The organism is Vibrio zhugei (assembly GCF_003716875.1).
In the GTDB taxonomy this organism is placed as follows: domain Bacteria; phylum Pseudomonadota; class Gammaproteobacteria; order Enterobacterales; family Vibrionaceae; genus Vibrio; species Vibrio zhugei.
Window position 1 is genome coordinate 705,938 of the sequence record NZ_CP033078.1, and the last position, 19,151, is coordinate 725,088.

Consider the following 19,151-nt stretch of genomic DNA (forward strand, 5'->3'; position numbering starts at 1 on the left):
TCTCACTATGCGTAAGTTAACGATTCTCGGAGCCACTGGCTCAATTGGTGACAGCACGTTAAACGTGGTCGCTGAAAATCCAGAACAGTTTTCTATTGTGGCTTTGGTTGCAGGCAAGAACGTCGAAAAAATGCAGCAGTTGTGTCATCGATGGCAACCTAAATATGCGGTGATGGCGACCGCCGAGGCCGCCCAAGAATTGCAAGTGTTGATCAAGCAATCCGGCACGCGTACCGAAGTGCTGTACGGTGAACAGGCCATGTGCCAAGTCGCGGCTTTAGAAGAAGTGGATACGGTGATGGCGGCGATTGTCGGGGCTGCTGGATTAATGCCTACGATGGCCGCTGTAAAAGCGGGTAAGCGTATTTTGCTCGCCAATAAAGAAGCGCTCGTGATGTCTGGACAGCTATTTATTAACGCGGTCGAGCAATACGGGGCAGAGTTGTTACCCGTAGACAGTGAACACAATGCGATTTTTCAGTGTTTACCTACGGATATTCAAACGCGCATGGGGCGCTGTGATTTAGACAGTGCTGGGGTGTCCTCAATTTTACTGACAGGCTCAGGCGGGCCTTTTCGCTATAGCGAGATCGCTACGTTAGATACGGTCACGCCACAACAAGCGATCGCGCATCCTAACTGGTCAATGGGGCCTAAAATCTCAGTCGATTCCGCCACGATGATGAATAAAGGGTTGGAGTATATTGAAGCGCGTTGGCTTTTTAATACTCGCCGTGAACAACTGCAAGTAGTCATTCATCCTCAATCCGTGATTCACTCGATGGTGCAGTACCGAGACGGTTCGGTGTTAGCCCAAATGGGCGAACCAGAGATGGCGACGCCGATTGCGGTGACGATGAATTACCCACAGCGTATTTCAGCTGGAGTCAAACCGCTCGATTTTACCGCATTGAGTGAATTAACTTTCCTTGAAGTGGATTATCAGCGTTACCCATGTCTCAAATTGGCAATTGATGCTTGTTATGAAGGACAACATGCGACAACATCCTTGAACGCTGCCAATGAGGTAGCAGTTGACGCATTTTTGCAGGGTGCAATTCGGTTTACTGACATTAGTACGGTGAATAACATGGTACTGTCGAGCGTTTGTACCGCCAATAGTTCGTTACATTCTCATGACTTGGAAAGCTTACTCGAGGTCGATACAATGGCACGACGATTGGCCGAGCAAGTATTAAAAGAGCATTTACTATGAGTGGCATCATTTGGAATTTAGTCTCATTCATTGTGGCATTAGGCATTTTGGTGACCGTTCATGAATTTGGTCATTTTTGGGTGGCTCGCCGTTGTGGTATTAAGGTTGAGACATTTTCTATCGGGTTTGGCAAGGCATTATGGAAACGTGTCGGTAAAGACGGCACGGTGTATACCATCGCGATGATCCCATTAGGCGGTTATGTCAAAATGGTCGACAGCCGTGTAGAGACGGTGCCGGACGATCAATTACACCAAGCCTTTGATCATAAATCACTTTGGCAACGCGTTGCGGTTGTGAGCGCGGGGCCGATATTTAATTTTCTTTTTGCTATTTTTGCTTATTGGTTAGTGTTTACGATCGGAACGCCGACCGTAAAACCGGTGGTTGGTAGTGTAGAACAGCACTCGATCGCGGCTCAAGGTGGTTTGACGCCCGGTATGCAAATTACCTCGGTTTCAGGCGTGTCTACGCCAGATTGGGAGGCGGTCAACATGCAGTTGGCCTCACATATCGGCGACAAGCAAGTCACGTTGACGGTGGCCTCTCCGGATGACATTGGCATGAAAGAAAACAAAACTTTCAACCTCTCTTCATGGAACTTTAACCCAGAATCAGAGTCTGCTATGGGAGCGTTAGGTTTTAAACCTTATCGTCCCAAAATTTCTCTAACACTGGCTAACCTTGTAGAGAATGGCGCTGGTGCAAAGGCGGGATTGCAAGCGGGAGATACCTTGACAGCCATTGATGGCTCGCAAGTACAAGATTGGCAACAAGTCGTGAGCCGTATTCAGTCACACCCGAATAAGCCACTGAATGTGACCGTCATGCGTGATGGACGGGAAGTGGCTGTCACATTGGTGCCTGAGCGTAAAAAAATTGCTGATGGCCAAGTTGTTGGTTTTGCAGGTATTTCACCGAACGTTGCACAATGGCCGGCCAATTACCGTTTTGACCTGCAATATGGTGTGGTTGAGTCGGTGGGGAAAGCGATTGATAAAACTGGGCAGGTCATCGATCTCACTCTCAGTATGTTGAAAAAACTTGTGGTTGGTGATGTTGGTTTGAATAACCTCAGTGGCCCCATCTCCATTGCAAAAGGAGCGGGAGCTACCGCTGATTACGGCTTAGTCTACTTTTTGGGCTTTTTAGCACTGATTAGTATTAATTTAGGCATTATTAACTTAGTCCCATTACCAATGCTCGATGGAGGGCACTTGTTGTTCTTCGCGATTGAGGCGATTATTCGCCGTCCGGTTTCTGAAAAAGTTCAAGAAATGGGATATCGCATTGGTGGCGCCATCATTTTTTCTTTAATGGCCGTGGCAATATTTAACGATTTTACTCGCCTGTGATTTTACGCATTGGGCAAGGGTTGTAGTAAGGAATAACTCAAACAAGTATGGCGATGAAAAAAATTCTCCTCTCGACACTGCTCGCAACAAGCATGTCCGCACATGGTGCTGAAAACTTTGTTGTTCAAGATATTCAGATTAAGGGATTACAACGTGTCGCTTTAGGTGCTGCATTGCTAAAAATGCCAGTACGAGTGGGTGACAGTGTCGATTCTCAAGATATCTCCGATATTATTAAATCCCTCTATGCTTCCGGCAACTTTGAAAACGTCAAAGTCTATCGTGATGGCTCGACCTTAGTGGTACAAGTTAAAGAGCGCCCAACGATTGCTAGTGTTTCTTTCTCCGGTAATAAATCCGTGAAAAAAGAACAATTACAAAAAAACTTGGATGCCTCGGGTATTCAAGTGGGGGAGTCGCTCGATCGAACGAAATTAAGAAGTATTGAAAAAGCGCTAGAAGATTTTTACTACAGTGTTGGTAAATACAATGCGACAGTAAAAGCGGTTGTCACGCCTTTGCCTCGAAATCGTGCCGATCTCAAATTTGTCTTTACTGAAGGTGTTTCCGCAAAGATTAAACAGATTAATATCCTCGGTAACCATGTGTTTTCCGATGATACGTTACGCGCGAAATTTGACTTAGATGCGGATGTATCTTGGTGGAATTTCATGTCGAGCGACAAATACCAGAAACAGGTATTAGCGGGCGATTTAGAGAAGTTGAAGAGCTTTTACCTCAATCGCGGCTATTTGAAGTTCAAAGTTGAATCGGCCAACGTGTCTATTTCCCCTGACAAAAAAGGGGTGTATATCACTCTAAATGTTCATGAAGGTAAACCTTATACGGTGAACAGCGTGGAATTTAAAGGCGATTTAATCGGTAAAAAAGACACGTTCGAATCACTGGTGAAGTTTAAGATGGGCAGTACCTACAATGGTGCCGCCGTAACTGCGCTAGAAGAAAATATCAAGAAAGTCTTGGGTGAAGCCGGATACGCGTATCCTAAAGTTCGCACTATCCCTAAATTTGATGATGAGAAACAACAAGTCTCATTAGTGGTGCAAATTGATCCGGGCAAACGGATGTACGTCCGAGATATCCGTTTTGTCGGTAATAGCATCACCAAAGATGAAGTTCTGCGCCGTGAAATGCGTCAAATGGAAGGCAGCTGGTTGAACTCAAAATCGGTAGAGACTGGTAAGTCACGCCTGAACCGTTTAGGTTTCTTTAAAACGGTGAATGTTAAAACGCAACGTGTTCCAGGCAGTGCCGATCAAGTCGATGTGGTTTACAGTGTTGAAGAGGCGAACTCAGGCAGTGTGAACTTTGGCGTTGGTTACGGCACCGAGTCCGGTGTGAGTTTCCAAGTTGGTTTAACGCAAGATAACTTCTTGGGAACCGGTAATCGCGTCAGTGTCAGTGCCACCACCAATGATTATCAGAAAAATATTACCTTAGAATATCGTGATCCTTATTGGACTCTTGATGGGGTCAGCTTAGGTGGAAAAGTCTTCCTGAATAAATTTGAAGCGTCTGATGCGGGGATTGTGGATTACGACAATACCAGTTATGGCGGTAAATTAACGTGGGGCTTTCCGTTCGATGAACTTAATCGATTTGAGTTTGGTGTAGGCTATACACATAATAAGATCGGTAACTTAAGACCGTATGTGCAGGTCGAGCAATTCTTGCAGTCTCAGCAAAGCAACTTGACCAGTGATGGCAGTTTGGAAACCGATGACTTTGATGTGAGTTTGACGTGGACACGCAATAACTTGAACAAAGGATATTTCCCGACAGAAGGGAACTATCAGCGTGCGTATTATGACATGACAGTACCGGGGTCAGATGCGTTGTATTACAAGATGCAATACGACGTACGCCAGTACTTCCCATTAACAGAAAAACAAGATTACACCTTGCTTCTGCGTGGGCGTTTAGGTTACGGCAATGGTTACGGTAAGACGGACGGTCAAGATAACCTCTATCCGTTCTATGAGAACTTCTATGCGGGTGGTTTTTCGACCTTGCGAGGGTTTAGTTCAAACTCTGCCGGACCACGAGCGGTATATCGTAGCTACTCTGATAGCAACAACGGTACCGAAATTGCGACCAAAGAGTCAGTCGGCGGGAACGCGGTAGCGTTAGCCAGTGCTGAACTGATTGTGCCAACGCCATTTGTGTCTGAAGAGATGCAAAATCAAATACGCACCAGTGTCTTCTTTGATATGGCGAGTGTGTGGGATACTGAATTCCAATATAACAAAGATGGCGCCTCGTACGGCAATAAGTACTACTACGATTATTCGGATCCAACCAAATATCGTTCATCGTATGGTGCTGCACTACAGTGGATTTCACCGATGGGACCGTTGGTCTTTTCTGTGGCGAAACCAATTAAAAAATACGAAGGTGATGATGAAGAATTCTTTACCTTCACCATTGGCAAAACCTTTTAATAGGGGATTTAATTTTGAACAATATCTTCAAAGCAGCAGGTGTAAGCCTCGTTATTCTTAGCTCTTCATTTTTTGCCAATGCGGCTCAAGCAGCGCAAAAAATTGGCTATATTAATACCGCTCAAGTGTTCCATGAGTTGCCACAACGTAAAGTCGTACTACAAAAATTGCAGTCGGAATTTAAAGATAAAGCGGCAGAGCTGAAAAGCATTAAGTCTCAAGCTGAAAAAAAGATGGAAAAGCTTAAGCGTGACTCTTCACTGATGAGCGATGATGATCGTGATAAATTACGTGTTGAAATCAGCCAGTTACAAAGCAATTATAAAATTAAAGGTCAATCTTTAGAGAAAGCGACTCAGCGTCGTGAAGCACAAGAAAAACAAAAACTGTTTAAAGTCATTCAAAATGCCGTGCAAAAAGTCGCGAAAAAAGATGGCTATGATATGATCATTGATATCAGTGCGATGCAATATGGCAAGCCTGAATACGATATTTCTAAAGAAGTCATTAAATCTATTAAGTAATCGAAACTATGAGTACATTAACGTTAGCCGAATTGGCGACTATTACAGGCGGAGAGCTTTATGGCGATCGTGATGCGGTCGTCTCATCAGTATCTCCGATGGAGCGCGCAGGGGAAGGCGATGTTTCTTTCTTGTCGAACTCAAAATACAGCCAATACCTCGCGGATTGCAAAGCAACCGTTATCATGGTGAAAGCCTCAGAACGCGATTTATGTTCGTCTAACGTACTCGTTGTGCCGGATCCTTACGTTGCATTTGCTCGGGTTGCACAGGCTTTGGATTTGACGCCTTCGCCCGCAGTCGACATTGCAAAAACGGCAGTGATTGCCGATGACGCTATCGTTGGTAACAACGTCTCAATCGGCGCGAATGCGGTCATTGAGTCCGGTGTAGAGCTGGGTGATGATGTGGTAATTGGCGCCGGCTGTTTCATTGGTAAAAATGCCAAAATAGGTCAACATACCAAATTATGGTCAAATGTTTCTATTTACCACAATGTTGTGATTGGTGAGCATTGTTTAGTGCAAGCCAATACTGTGATTGGTTCGGATGGCTTTGGTTATGCCAATGAGAAAGGTGAGTGGGTGAAAATCCCTCAACTGGGCTCGGTGATCATTGGTAATCGAGTTGAGATTGGTGCGTGTACGACGATTGACCGTGGTGCGCTTGATGACACCATCATTGAAGATAATGTGATTCTGGATAACCAGATGCAAATCGCGCATAACGTGCATATCGGTTATGGTACCGCGATAGCTGGTGGAACCATTGTTGCCGGAAGCACCAGCATTGGTAAGTACTGTATTATTGGTGGCGCAGCAGTGCTTAATGGTCACATTTCAATTGCTGATGGGGTGACCATTACCGGTATGGGAATGGTGATGCGTAGTATCGAAGAGAAAGGCGTCTATTCCTCTGGTATCCCATTACAAACCAATAAAGAGTGGCGGAAAACAGCCGCTCGCGTACATCGTATTGATGATCTCTTCAAGCGATTACGGACCTTAGAAAAGCAGAGTGAGCAAAAAACAGACGTTTAATTCGCTTTTTTATTAAAAAGGCTCGCATGTCGCGAGCTTTTTTCGTCTATAATGCCCGCAGATAATCTTGATATAATGAATAGGACTATGACTTTGACTACCGAAAAGAAAACGATGGATATTACTGAAATTCAGTCTCTCCTTCCTCACCGTTACCCATTTTTATTAATTGATCGTGTAACGGATTATGAAGAAGGCAATTATTTAGTAGGTCTAAAAAACGTTTCAGTCAATGAGCCACAGTTTACGGGGCATTTTCCCCAGTTACCGGTTTTCCCTGGCGTGCTTATTTTAGAAGCTATGGCACAAGCGACTGGCTTATTAGCGTTTAGAACCTTTGGTGCGCCAAAAGAAAACGAATTGTATTATTTCGCGAGCGTTGATAACGCGAAATTCCGTCGCCCAGTATTACCCGGTGATCAATTAATTGTAAAAGTTGATTTCTTAAAAGAGCGTCGAGGTATCGCGCTATTCAATGGTACCGCAACTGTTGATGGTGAAGTGGTATGTTCGGCTGAACTAAAATGTGCGCGTCGAGAGTTTTAATATGATCCACGAATCAGCACAAATCCATCCTTCCGCGGTGGTTGAAGAGGGAGCCGTGATTGGCGCTAACGTCAAAATCGGCCCATTTTGCTACGTTGATAGCAAAGTTGAGATTGGTGAAGGCACCGAACTAACCTCGCATGTTGTGGTTAAAGGCCCGACTCAAATTGGTAAAGGCAACCGTATTTTCCAATTTGCTTCTATCGGCGAAGAGTGCCAAGACCTGAAATACAAAGGGGAAGACACGCGCTTGGTCATTGGCGACAACAATATGATCCGCGAAAGTGTCACTATGCACCGAGGCACCATCCAAGATTCAGGACTGACGCAGGTTGGCAGTAATAACTTGTTCATGATCAATGCCCACGTCGCTCATGATTGCATCGTTGGGGATCACTGCATCTTTGCCAATAATGCGACCTTAGCTGGACACGTGATCGTGGAGAACAATGCGATTGTTGGTGGAATGTGTGCGATTCATCAGTTCTGTCGAATTGGCGCTCATGCGATGCTAGGTGGCGGATCTATCGTTGTGCAAGATGTTCCTCCCTTTGTGATGGCGCAAGGCAATCACTGCGCACCATTTGGTGTGAATATCGAAGGGTTAAAGCGTCGTGGTTTTGAAAAGCCTCAGATTCATGCCATTCGTCGTGCGTACAAAGCGATGTATCGTTCGGGACTGACTTTAGCTGAAGCCAAGACTGAAATCGCGAAAGATGCTGAAGATTTCCCTGTTGTTCAGCACCTTCTTGATTTCCTCTCAAACTCCACACGCGGTATTATTCGTTAATCGGAGTGTGGCTTGAGATAAAAAGATCGCTGCTTTCGAGGAGCGATCTTTTGTATTTTATGAATAGGGACTTCTGAGTCTTTATCCATAAAGTTGCCCCTAGTGAGTGTTACCAGAGGATGAGCACGTTGGAAAAACCATTGCGTATCGGTATTGTTGTCGGAGAAATGTCGGGCGATACCTTAGGAGAGGGCTTTATCAAAGCCATTAAAGCTCAGTATCCCCAGGCTGAGTTTGTCGGCATTGGCGGCCCAAAGATGAAGGCACTTGGCTGCGAATCTTTGTTCGATATGGAAGAGTTATCAGTGATGGGGCTGGTTGAAGTTTTAGGGTGCCTGCCGCGTTTATTAAAGATCAAAGCCGAGTTAGTTCGTTATTTTACTGACAATCCGCCCGATGTCTTTGTGGGCATTGATGCGCCAGATTTTAATTTACGTTTAGAGCGCAATTTAAAAGATGCGGGCATCAAAACCGTGCATTATGTGAGTCCATCGGTATGGGCATGGCGGCAAAATCGCATTCACAAAATTGCCGCCGCAACACACTTAGTTTTAGCCTTTCTACCGTTTGAAAAAGCGTTCTATGATCGCTTTAATGTGCCTTGTGAATTTATTGGCCATACCCTAGCTGACGCCATCCCGATGCGTACCGATAAAACAGCGGCTCAAGCGAAACTGGGGTTAGATCCTCATTCTCAATGGTTGGCTGTCTTGCCTGGCAGTCGTGGGGCGGAGATGAAGTTGTTAGCGGAGCCGTTTATTGAAACGTGTCGCCGACTAAAGCAATCTCACGATCGGCTGGAATTTGTCGTGGCTTTGGTGAATGAAAAGCGCCGCGCCGAATTTGAAGAAGTATGGCAACGGGTCGCACCAGAGCTTAACTTTGTACTGGTCAACGATACGGCCACTGATGTTATCACCGCCTCAGATGCGGTTATGTTGGCTTCTGGAACGGTAGCTTTGGAGTGCATGTTACTGAAACGACCGATGGTTGTCGGCTACAAAGTGAATGCGATCACTGCCTTTTTGGCCAAGCGTTTACTGAAAACCGATTATGTGTCATTGCCGAATATTTTGGCGAAAAAGGAATTAGTCAAAGAATTACTTCAAGAAGAATGTACGGTGGATAATCTGACGTATCATGTCGCGCAGCTACTGGATAGCGAGAATCAGGCCATGCTGGATGAATTTGATGACATGCACCAGTGGATTCGTAAAGACGCTGATACGCAAGCCGCTCAAGCTGTGTTAAACCTGATTGGACGATCTCATGCCTAATGCTGCCAAACAAGAGTTACCCCCTTTTGAATACCCGCCAACCTTTCGCGTATTTGCTGGAGTCGATGAAGTAGGTCGAGGGCCGTTAGTGGGAGATGTGGTGACCGCCGCGGTGATTCTTGACCCGTTACGTCCCATTGCTGGGTTGACCGACTCAAAAAAACTGTCGGATAAAAAACGCCAAGCATTATTTGTTGAAATCAAGGCTAACGCATTGGCATGGTCGGTTGGGCGCTGTTCTCCTGAGGAAATCGACCAGCTTAATATTTTGCAAGCCACAATGGTCGCGATGCAACGTGCTGTTGCAGGACTGCCTGTCACGCCTGAGATGGTGTTGATCGACGGTAATCGTACCCCTGAATTGCCCATGCCGGCTCAAGCCGTGGTGAAAGGGGATTTGCGCGTGGCAGAAATCAGTGCCGCGTCCATTATTGCCAAAGTGGTGCGGGATAAAGAAATGGACGAGCTCGACGCGCAATATCCCCAGTTCGGTTTTGCCAAGCATAAAGGCTATCCCACCAAAGCCCATTTTGCGGCAATAGAGCAACATGGCGTGATTGAGCAGCATCGTAAAAGTTTTGGACCGGTTAAGCGCGCTTTAGGGCTTGCGTAAACGCTGTTGTTCGCCGTCTATTTCTCGTAACATAACTATGAACCAATATAACGCTTAGTAGCCAGGATTAAATTGAATGTCAGACCCCAAGTTTATTCATTTACGCATTCACAGTGACTACTCCATGGTCGATGGCTTAGGCAAAGTGCCGCCATTAGTTAAGAAAGTGGCTGAGATGGGTATGCCAGCCATGGCATTGACCGATTTCACTAACTTATGTGGATTGGTTAAGTTTTATGATAATGCCCATAAAAATGGTGTTAAACCGATCATTGGTGCCGATTTTGCTATGCGTTCAGCCGCCTTTGGGGATGAACTGACCAAAATCACGGTGTTGGCAAAAAATAATATTGGTTACAAAAACCTGACCCTGCTGATCTCGGATGCTTATCTACGTGGACATGTCCAGCACCAGCCTGTTATCGAGAAAGAATGGTTAGCCAAGTACGCTGAGGGCCTGATTATTCTCTCTGGTGGTAAGTGGGGGGAAATTGGTCAAGCTTTACTCAAAGGCAATATGGAAACAGTGCAGGAATGCACCCAGTTCTATCAGACGCATTTTCCTGATCATTTCTATTTAGAATTAACCCGAACAGGTCGCCTCGACGAAGAGAATTACTTGCACTTTGTCTTAGATGTCGCGCATGACTATGATCTTCCTGTCGTTGCGACGAATGATGTGGTGTTCCTCTCAGAAGATTTGTTCGACGCTCATGAGATACGTGTTGCGATTCATGATGGTTATACCCTAGTGGACCCTCGTCGTCCCAAACATTATAGCCCGCAGCAATATCTGCGTAGTGAAGACGAAATGTGTGAGCTGTTTGCCGACATTCCAGAAGCACTACAAAATACCGTCGAGATTGCCAAACGTTGTAACGTGACGGTTCGTCTTGGTGAGTATTTCTTGCCGAATTTCCCAACTGGCGGTTTAGAAATAGACGATTTTCTGATCAAGAAATCTTGGGAAGGATTAGAAGAGCGCTTGGAATTTCTCTATCCCGATGAGAAAGAGAGACAAGCGAAACGACCGGAATACGATGCGCGTTTAGAGCGAGAGTTAGGCGTTATCAACCAAATGGGCTTCCCCGGATACTTTTTGATCGTTATGGAGTTTATCCAGTGGTCAAAAGATAACGATATTCCTGTGGGACCAGGTCGAGGCTCCGGTGCGGGCTCCTTGGTGGCGTACGCGTTGAAAATTACCGATTTAGACCCGTTGCGCTACGATTTGCTGTTTGAACGTTTCTTGAACCCAGAACGTGTTTCCATGCCCGACTTTGATGTCGATTTTTGTATGGATAAGCGCGATCTCGTGATCGACCACGTGGCGGATATGTATGGTCGAGATGCCGTATCGCAGATCATTACCTTTGGTACGATGGCCGCAAAAGCGGTAATTCGCGATGTGGGCCGGGTTCTTGGGCATCCTTACGGCTTTGTGGATCGTATTTCAAAGATGGTGCCGCCTGATCCCGGAATGACGCTGGAAAAGGCCTTTAAAGCGGAACCTGCATTGGTGGAAGCCTATGAAGGCGATGAGGAAATCAAAGAACTTATCGACATGTGTCGTATCTTGGAAGGATCGACTCGAAATGCAGGTAAACACGCGGGTGGGGTGGTGATTTCTCCCACTGCGATCACCGATTTTGCCCCTTTGTATTGTGATGCCGAAGGCAATCATCCGGTTACCCAGTTTGATAAAAATGATGTGGAAACCGCAGGTCTTGTTAAGTTTGACTTTTTAGGCTTGCGTACCCTCACCATCATTGATTGGGCGTTGGGTATGATTAACCCACGTCAGAAAAAACAAGGCTTAGAGCCGGTTTGCATTGATGCGATAAATTTGGAAGATCCCGCGTCCTTTACGATTTTGAAAAACTCAGAAACCACCGCCGTATTCCAGCTGGAATCACGAGGAATGAAAGAGTTGATCAAACGCCTCCAGCCAGACTGTTTCGAAGATATCATCGCTTTGGTGGCTTTATTCCGTCCCGGGCCATTGCAATCGGGGATGGTGGATAACTTTATTGACCGTAAGCACGGTAATGAAGAGATTTCCTATCCCGATGTAAAGTGGCAGCATGAGTCGTTAAAAGAAATTCTCGAACCGACGTATGGCATTATCTTGTACCAAGAACAGGTCATGCAGATTGCTCAGGTTCTAGCGGGGTATACCTTAGGCGGCGCGGATATGTTGCGTCGTGCAATGGGTAAGAAAAAGCCGGAAGAAATGGCCAAGCAACGGGCTATTTTCCAAAAGGGAGCGGAAGAAAACGGTATTGATGGCGAACTTGCCATGAAAATATTCGATTTGGTTGAGAAGTTTGCAGGTTATGGCTTTAACAAATCTCACTCCGCCGCTTATGCATTGGTGTCGTATCAGACCTTATGGCTAAAAACCCATTTCCCTGCGGAGTTTATGGCGGCCGTGATGACGGCCGACATGGATAACACCGAAAAAGTCGTTGGTTTGGTCGATGAATGTGCGCGCATGAAGCTCTCGGTATTGCCTCCTGACGTCAATGTGGGGCAGTATCGTTTTACCGTCGACGATGACGGAGCAATCGTGTATGGTATTGGCGCAGTCAAAGGCGTGGGCGAGAGCCCCATCGATGCTATTTTAGAAGCTCGCGAAAAAGGCGGGTATTTTAAAGATTTGTTCGATTTCTGCGCCCGCGTCGATTTAAAACGCGTGAATAAGCGTGTTATTGAAAAACTGATTTTAGCCGGAGCGTTAGATCGTCTCGGTCCACACCGTGCGGCGATGATGGCCTCGGTTGAAGAAGCGGTAAAATCTGCGCACCAATTCCATCAGGCGGAGTCTTACGGCCAAACGGACATGTTTGGTGTGCTGATGGATGCGCCTGAAGAAGTCGAGCAAAAATACATACAAGTCCCTAAGTGGCCAGAAAAAGTATGGCTAGAAGGGGAAAGAGATACCCTTGGACTATACTTAACCGGACATCCGGTTAACGAATATGTACGTGAGCTCAAAAACTACACGGATTGTCGCCTGAACGAGGCGGTACCAACACGTCGCGATCAGTCAGTGACCGTCGCTGGGTTGGTGATTGCAGCTCGCGTAATGACCACAAAACGTGGTTCGCGGATTGGATTAATGACCATTGATGACCGTTCGGGACGAATGGAGGTCATGTTGTTCTCTGATGCGCTAGATCGCTATGCGGAATTATTGGAAAAAGATAAAATACTGGTAATTTCCGGACAGGTCAGCTTTGATGACTTCAATGGTGGTCTTAAAATGTCAGCGCGTGAAGTCATGGATTTGGGCAGCGCGCGTGAAAAATATGCCCGGGGCCTATCGCTATCACTTGAACAATCACAAGTAAATGGGTCGTTTTTTGAGCGTTTTAATGAGATATTAGAACCTCACCGAGCAGGAACAGTTCCTGTCAATGTATATTACCAGCGCGCGAATGCACGTGCACGGATAGCTCTTGGTACCGAGTGGCGTGTCACGCCCAACGATACATTGTTAGATGAATTAAAACAGTTACTTGGTAATGACCAGGTAGAACTTGAATTTAACTAGACTCAACGATAGATAAGCAGTTGAGTAAGAAAGGATCGTTAGATGAGCCTCAATTTCCTAGATTTTGAAAAACCGATTGTAGAACTGGAAGCCAAAATTCAGGCACTGCGTGATGTCTCTGTTCACGGTGGTGATACGGCTGTGGATCTTGATAAAGAGATCGAACAGTTAGAGAAAAAATGCCTAGAGCTTAAAAAGAAAACCTTTGGTGATTTAGGCGCTTGGCAGGTTGCTCAACTGGCCCGTCACCCACAGCGTCCTCATACATTGGACTACGTGGAACAGATGTTGACTGAGTTCGATGAACTTGCCGGTGATCGTGCATTTGCCGATGATAAAGCGATTGTCGGTGGTATGGCTCGTTTAGATGGTCGTCCTGTGATGATTATCGGTCATCAGAAAGGCCGTGAAACACGCGAAAAAGTGAAGCGTAACTTTGGTATGCCAAGACCGGAAGGGTATCGTAAAGCGAAGCGTTTGATGGAAATGGCTGAGCGCTTCAATATGCCGATCATTACGTTTATTGATACGGCTGGTGCTTATCCTGGTGTTGGCGCAGAAGAACGTGGTCAATCGGAAGCGATCGCAACCAACTTAAAAGTGATGTCTGGTCTGAATGTTCCAGTGATTTGTAACGTGGTCGGTGAAGGCGGCTCTGGTGGCGCCTTGGCGATCGGTGTGGGTGATTATGTCAACATGTTGCAGTACTCGACCTACTCGGTTATTTCACCGGAAGGGTGTGCATCGATTTTATGGCGTGATTCTGATAAAGCCCCTCAAGCAGCTGATGCGATGGGTTTGGTAGCCCCACGTTTGAAAGAACTGGAGCTTATCGATGAAATCATTGAAGAGCCTCTTGGTGGCGCTCATCGTGATTACAAACTCATGGCCGCAAATATGAAATCAACATTGTTGCGTCAGCTTGCTGAGCTGGATAACTTATCATCAGACGAACTTTTGGATCGTCGTTATAACCGTTTAATGCAATACGGTTACTGCTAAGTTTTCGCCAAGATTGGATGAAAAAGGGTTGACTAAGGTCAGCCCTTTTTGTTTTTCAAACAACGCGGTAGACTGAATACCCGACCGCTCTTAGAAGATGATTATGAGTTCTCTTTACACCACGTTTAAGCAGCAATTGCGCGCAATGCCGTCGACTCGGTTCGTATTAGCCTTTAGTGGCGGGGTTGATTCACGGGTATTACTGGATCTATTGGCGCGTTATCAGCGGGAACATCATTGTGAATGTTTGGCTGTCCATGTGCACCACGGCTTAAGTCCAAATGCTGACGATTGGGCTCAGCGGTGTCAATACTGGGGAGAGCAAACGGGGATTCCTGTGGTGACCGAGTATGCGGACATTCAACGAGAGTCCGGCATGAGTCTTGAGCAGGTGGCGCGCGAGGCACGCTATGCACTGCTTGCGAAACATGTTCAAGCCGAAACCTGTTTACTGCTTGGTCAGCATGCAGACGATCAATTGGAAACATTCTTGCTCGCGATGAAGCGCGGCAGTGGCCCGAAAGGTTTGGCGGCGATGGCGAAATGCGACCGCTTTGCCGATGGCCAGCGTTTACGACCTTTATTGACGCATCGCCGAAGCGAGATTGAAGCGTATGCCACGCAACACCATCTCCAATGGGTGAGCGACGAAAGTAACCAAGATGAGCGCTTTGATCGCAATTTTTTACGCCATCAAATTACGCCGAATTTGATCGCGCGCTGGCCTAATATTCATGCCTCGATTCAACGTTCAGCCGAGTTGTGCGCTGAACAAGAAGACGTTATGGCGAGTTTATTAAAAGATAAACTTAAGTCACTTCTTCATGAGGATAAAAGTTTAGCGATCCAAGCTCTATGTGATGAGTCTGCGGCTGTGCGTCATCAACTTTTTCGTCATTGGTTGAATCGGCTGGGAGTAGCAATGCCAAGCCGCCGCCATACCCAAATGATATGGGATGAGGTGGCGCAAGCCGATCAAGATGCCAATCCTTTGCTTAATTTGGGGGAACATCATATTCGCCGCTTTCAAGGGCGCTTGTACTGTGTGCCTCATCACGATGATATCAGTCAGTGGCAACACGTATTGCATTGTGATTGTCCCCTGCATTTACCCAATCATTTAGGTACGCTCAGTTTACAGACTGGGTCGGGAGATGGGCTTGCAATGACCTTACCCAAGGGATATGAACCGAGTCGATTGCGGGTGTCATTTGATCCGAGTGGGCGCGAAGCTAAGCCTGAAGGGCGAGCCGGACGGAGAAAATTAAAGAAGCTTTATCAAGAAATGGGGATTCCTAGCTGGCATAGACGGCAGTATCCGATTATTTTATATGATGAACAGGTCGTTGCTGTCGCGGGTTTGTTTGTGTCGCAGGCGTTTTCAGGTCAAGAATATACGCTCAAATGGCAACGAGATTAATTTTATAGGGGCTCGCCTGAAAAGGAAGGAATAGAGAGAAATGTCAATGAAAGTATGGTCACTCGCTTTGGTCATCGGCGTGTGCTTGAGTGCTCAAACGTATGCGGCTGGTAATCCAGCTGCGGGGCAAAATAAGGCGGCGAGATGTTTAGGGTGTCACGGGAAAGATGGCGTGGCGGTCATACCGGGCTACCCCAATCTAAAAGGGCAGAATGAACAGTACCTTGTCGAATCGATGCAGGCCTATAAAAAAGGCCGTCGGACGGGCGGTTTGGCAGGCATGATGAAATCACAAGTTGCCGGGCTTAGTGATCAAGATATTGATGATATTGCCGCGTATTTTGCGAACTTGTAACCAATATACCAAGGGTATTAGACAGCAGATTTTCGTTTGATTGTTTTTTCCAGCTGAATAATAATGCCGTTGATAAAGACGTTTAAGGGATGAACATGAAAAAAATAGAAGCGATTATTAAGCCATTTAAGCTTGATGATGTTCGTGAAGCATTGGCGGATGTCGGGATTACTGGGATGACGGTGTCGGAAGTAAAAGGATTCGGTCGTCAAAAAGGTCACACTGAGTTGTACCGTGGCGCTGAATATATGGTCGATTTTCTACCAAAAGTGAAGCTTGAAATCGTAGTGGGCGATGATGTGGTGGATCAGTGCGTGGACACCATCATTGAAGTTGCACAAACGGGTAAAATTGGCGATGGTAAAATCTTTATCACCGACATTGCTCGCGTGGTGAGAATTCGTACTGGCGAAGAAGACGAAGAGGCGATTTAACCCGACGCTCTAGTGATGTAGACCACCTTGGTGAAGAGAGTAATAAGGAGCAGCAGCTCCTTATTTTATGCGGGGTAACGCGATGAAAAAAAGATATGTTTTTTATTCAGGTTTGTTGGTTATTGGCTCAGGGGTGACGAGTTTTTTATCCGTCTTCTCTGTGCCAAGACACCCACAATTACTGACCGTGAATCGTGATAAACAAGTCAGCCCGAGTGTTTGTTACCAAAGTCCATCGTCTGCCCACATTGATAAAAATGGGCGTTTGAATTTATTAGTTTGGAATATTTACAAACAAAAGCGGCAACAGTGGTCCAAAGCACTCAGTCGGTATAGTCAGCATTCGGATCTGGTCTTTTTACAAGAGGCCAGTATGACCAATCGTCTCAAGGATTGGATTAATCGACACCATTGGGATGGCACGCAAGCGAACGCCTTTCGTATTTTGGGAGATTCGACTGGGGTGCTTAACTTAGCGAAAACGATGCCCAGTTTGGCGTGTGCTTATACGGAAGTTGAGCCATGGATTCGTTTGCCTAAATCGGGTATTTATGCCGAATACGCGCTCAGTAATGGGCAAACGCTGGCCAGTGTGAATATCCACGCGGTGAACTTTACGTATGGAACCGCTCAGTATAAAGAGCAAATTCAGCGGCTTATTGATCGTTTATCTCGACATAAAGGGCCGATCATTATTGCTGGTGATTTCAATAGTTGGAGTGATAAACGTATGCGTGTGCTGCATAAGGCGCTCACGGAAATGGGGCTCAAGGAGGTCTCTTTTCATCCTGATAACCGCATTCGTTTTATGACAGGGTTAGTTCTCGATCACGTATTTTATCGAGGATTGACGTTGAAAAAAGCCCAGGTTCCGACGTCAGATGCCTCCGATCATAATCCGATGCTGGTGTCGTTTGAACTTGAGTAAAAAAAAAGAGTCCATTGCTGGACTCTTTTTTTGTTAGATGCTGACTTTGGTTACGTCCACATACAGTTTCAGTTTTTGGTGAGGCTGCAGATATTTTTGATTGGCTAAATTGTTCCATTGAATAATATCTTTGCTTTTCACTTTGAACTTGGCTGCGATTGCACTGATGGTGTCGCCGTCACGTACGCGGTAGTTGACCGTACGTATAATCGCACCTTCTGAGCTATCTTTCCAAATCACCAATTTCTGTCCGATGCTCAACGTATCGAGTGGGCTCATACCATTCCATTTCGCCAGTGAGCGATAGGGCACATTATTTTTGCGAGCGATCGTCCACAAACTTTCACCAGAAGCGACGGTATGCAGTATTTTATACTGACCTCGTGCCATCGACTGTAATCGGCGTAAACGATTTTTCGCAGTGAGCGCATAGGCTTTGGCGTCTTTTACGGAGTTTGGAATCATCAAATATTGACCGACACGGATGGTGGAGCCGGAAAGGTTATTCGCTTTTTCTATGACTTGTGTGGTCGTACGGTGTTGTTTGGCGATCACACTTAAACTGTCACCCGCTTTGACTTTATAACGAACGAGTTTCAAGCCTTGCCCCGCATGGGCTGCCAAGCTTTTCTTGAATTCAGCAACGTGTCCAACGGGAATTAACAGTTGATGTGGGCCATTCGGTGCCGTCGCCCAGCGATTGTAAGCGGGGTTATAACTTTGCAGTTCTTTGACCGACATGCCTGCATATTTCGCCGCAATCGCAAGATCTAATTGTTCGTCCGGATCGACCAGTTGTAATACCGGCTTATTTGGAATCAGCGGTAACTCCACTCCATACTTTTCTTGATGCGCGACGATGTCCGCTAAAGCTAAGAGCTTGGGTACATAACCACTGGTTTCTTCAGGAAGGTCGAGCGAGAAAAAGTCCGTCGGTTTGTTGAGTCGGCGATTTTGTCGAATGGCTCGTGAAACACGGCCGCCCCCACTATTGTAGGCAGCAATGGCTTGAAACCAGTTTTCATCAAAACGTTTTCCGAGTACGGTTAAATAAGACAGCGCTGCATCGGTGGCTGCATCCACATCTCGGCGGCCGTCATACCAAAAATTTTGCTGGAGACCATACATTTTGCCCGTCGCTGGCACAAACTGCCATAAACCTGCGGCACTTCCGTGGGAATACGCAAAGGCATCGAAGGCGCTCTCAACAACAGGCAGCAATGCCAGTTCCAGAGGTAACCCCCGATCTTCAATTTTTTGTGTAATTAAATACAGGAAGGGTTTGGCGCGCTCTGCGACAATTTGCAAATGTTTGGGATGGGTTAAATACCAAGTGCGATAATATTGTACAGACTTTGTATTGGGAACTTGCAGTTTGAACTGCATACCAATGCGTTTCCACAAGTCGGTTTGTTCTTGTGGTGTCTGTTTACGTGGCTTCTTTACAGATTTAGCGACCGGTTGAGCTGGGCTTTGTATCGTTGCCGGCGTCCCGGTCTGAGACGTTGTCGGATCCCCATTCGTCTCCGAAGTGGATTGGTGCTCGGGTGGGATGGCTTGGCAGCCCGAGAGCAACAAAGCCACGACCCAAGGAAAATGTACTCGCATGTAAGACAGCCTTATTTCTGAATGG

At 46.3% G+C, this 19,151-nt stretch carries 16 protein-coding genes; 15 read left to right on the forward strand and 1 reads right to left on the reverse strand.

What is annotated here, in order from left to right; all coding sequences use genetic code 11:
• Nucleotides 1-7: 7 nt before the first annotated feature.
• The 15 genes from ispC to EAE30_RS08500 all read left to right on the forward strand — a co-directional run bounded on the left by ispC (nt 8) and on the right by EAE30_RS08500 (nt 17,518).
• Nucleotides 8-1,216 carry a 1-deoxy-D-xylulose-5-phosphate reductoisomerase gene (gene ispC / locus EAE30_RS08430; protein ID WP_123017307.1) on the forward strand — a complete coding sequence of 403 codons (1,209 nt, stop codon included), beginning with the start codon at nt 8-10 and terminating at the stop codon, nt 1,214-1,216.
• On the forward strand, nt 1,213-2,571 hold the full coding sequence (gene rseP / locus EAE30_RS08435) for a sigma E protease regulator RseP (protein ID WP_123015527.1): 1,359 nt from the start codon (nt 1,213-1,215) through the stop codon (nt 2,569-2,571). Before ispC ends, rseP begins: the two co-directional genes overlap by 4 nt.
• A gap of 47 nt (nt 2,572-2,618) precedes the next feature.
• The gene (gene bamA, locus EAE30_RS08440; protein WP_123015528.1) at nt 2,619-5,033 is read left to right on the forward strand and encodes an outer membrane protein assembly factor BamA; all 2,415 of its coding nucleotides are present in this window, start codon (nt 2,619-2,621) and stop codon (nt 5,031-5,033) included.
• 14 nt (nt 5,034-5,047) lie between these two features.
• The gene (locus EAE30_RS08445) at nt 5,048-5,557 is read left to right on the forward strand and encodes an OmpH/Skp family outer membrane protein (RefSeq protein WP_123015529.1); all 510 of its coding nucleotides are present in this window, start codon (nt 5,048-5,050) and stop codon (nt 5,555-5,557) included.
• An 8-nt stretch (nt 5,558-5,565) separates the two neighbouring features.
• Complete coding sequence (lpxD, locus tag EAE30_RS08450) at nt 5,566-6,597, forward strand: UDP-3-O-(3-hydroxymyristoyl)glucosamine N-acyltransferase (RefSeq protein WP_123015530.1); 1,032 nt, start codon at nt 5,566-5,568, stop codon at nt 6,595-6,597.
• Nucleotides 6,598-6,711: 114 nt separating this feature from the next.
• Nucleotides 6,712-7,143 carry a 3-hydroxyacyl-ACP dehydratase FabZ gene (fabZ, locus tag EAE30_RS08455; RefSeq protein ID WP_199287100.1) on the forward strand — a complete coding sequence of 144 codons (432 nt, stop codon included), beginning with the start codon at nt 6,712-6,714 and terminating at the stop codon, nt 7,141-7,143.
• A gap of 1 nt (nt 7,144) precedes the next feature.
• Nucleotides 7,145-7,933, forward strand: coding sequence for an acyl-ACP--UDP-N-acetylglucosamine O-acyltransferase (gene lpxA, locus EAE30_RS08460; protein WP_123015532.1), 789 nt, complete (start codon nt 7,145-7,147; stop codon nt 7,931-7,933).
• Nucleotides 7,934-8,061: 128 nt separating this feature from the next.
• Complete coding sequence (lpxB, locus tag EAE30_RS08465; protein ID WP_123017308.1) at nt 8,062-9,210, forward strand: lipid-A-disaccharide synthase; 1,149 nt, start codon at nt 8,062-8,064, stop codon at nt 9,208-9,210.
• Nucleotides 9,203-9,823 carry a ribonuclease HII gene (gene rnhB / locus EAE30_RS08470; protein WP_123015533.1) on the forward strand — a complete coding sequence of 207 codons (621 nt, stop codon included), beginning with the start codon at nt 9,203-9,205 and terminating at the stop codon, nt 9,821-9,823. Before lpxB ends, rnhB begins: the two co-directional genes overlap by 8 nt.
• A gap of 76 nt (nt 9,824-9,899) precedes the next feature.
• Nucleotides 9,900-13,379, forward strand: coding sequence for a DNA polymerase III subunit alpha (dnaE, locus tag EAE30_RS08475; RefSeq protein ID WP_123015534.1), 3,480 nt, complete (start codon nt 9,900-9,902; stop codon nt 13,377-13,379).
• Between the two features lie 42 nt (nt 13,380-13,421).
• Nucleotides 13,422-14,381 carry an acetyl-CoA carboxylase carboxyl transferase subunit alpha gene (accA, locus tag EAE30_RS08480; protein ID WP_123015535.1) on the forward strand — a complete coding sequence of 320 codons (960 nt, stop codon included), beginning with the start codon at nt 13,422-13,424 and terminating at the stop codon, nt 14,379-14,381.
• Nucleotides 14,382-14,484: 103 nt separating this feature from the next.
• On the forward strand, nt 14,485-15,801 hold the full coding sequence (tilS, locus tag EAE30_RS08485) for a tRNA lysidine(34) synthetase TilS (RefSeq protein WP_123015536.1): 1,317 nt from the start codon (nt 14,485-14,487) through the stop codon (nt 15,799-15,801).
• Nucleotides 15,802-15,847: 46 nt separating this feature from the next.
• Nucleotides 15,848-16,156: a c-type cytochrome gene (locus tag EAE30_RS08490; RefSeq protein ID WP_123017309.1), complete on the forward strand. Its 309-nt coding sequence runs from the start codon at nt 15,848-15,850 to the stop codon at nt 16,154-16,156.
• Between the two features lie 95 nt (nt 16,157-16,251).
• Nucleotides 16,252-16,590 (forward strand): nitrogen regulatory protein P-II, encoded by a 339-nt coding sequence (gene glnB, locus EAE30_RS08495; protein WP_077311394.1) that lies wholly within the window; start codon nt 16,252-16,254, stop codon nt 16,588-16,590.
• An 82-nt stretch (nt 16,591-16,672) separates the two neighbouring features.
• Nucleotides 16,673-17,518: an endonuclease/exonuclease/phosphatase family protein gene (locus EAE30_RS08500; protein ID WP_123017310.1), complete on the forward strand. Its 846-nt coding sequence runs from the start codon at nt 16,673-16,675 to the stop codon at nt 17,516-17,518.
• A 33-nt stretch (nt 17,519-17,551) separates the two neighbouring features.
• On the opposite strand, the gene EAE30_RS08505 is transcribed toward EAE30_RS08500, so the two are convergent.
• Complete coding sequence (locus EAE30_RS08505; RefSeq protein ID WP_123015537.1) at nt 17,552-19,126, reverse strand: lytic transglycosylase; 1,575 nt, start codon at nt 19,124-19,126, stop codon at nt 17,552-17,554.
• Nucleotides 19,127-19,151: the final 25 nt, after the last annotated feature.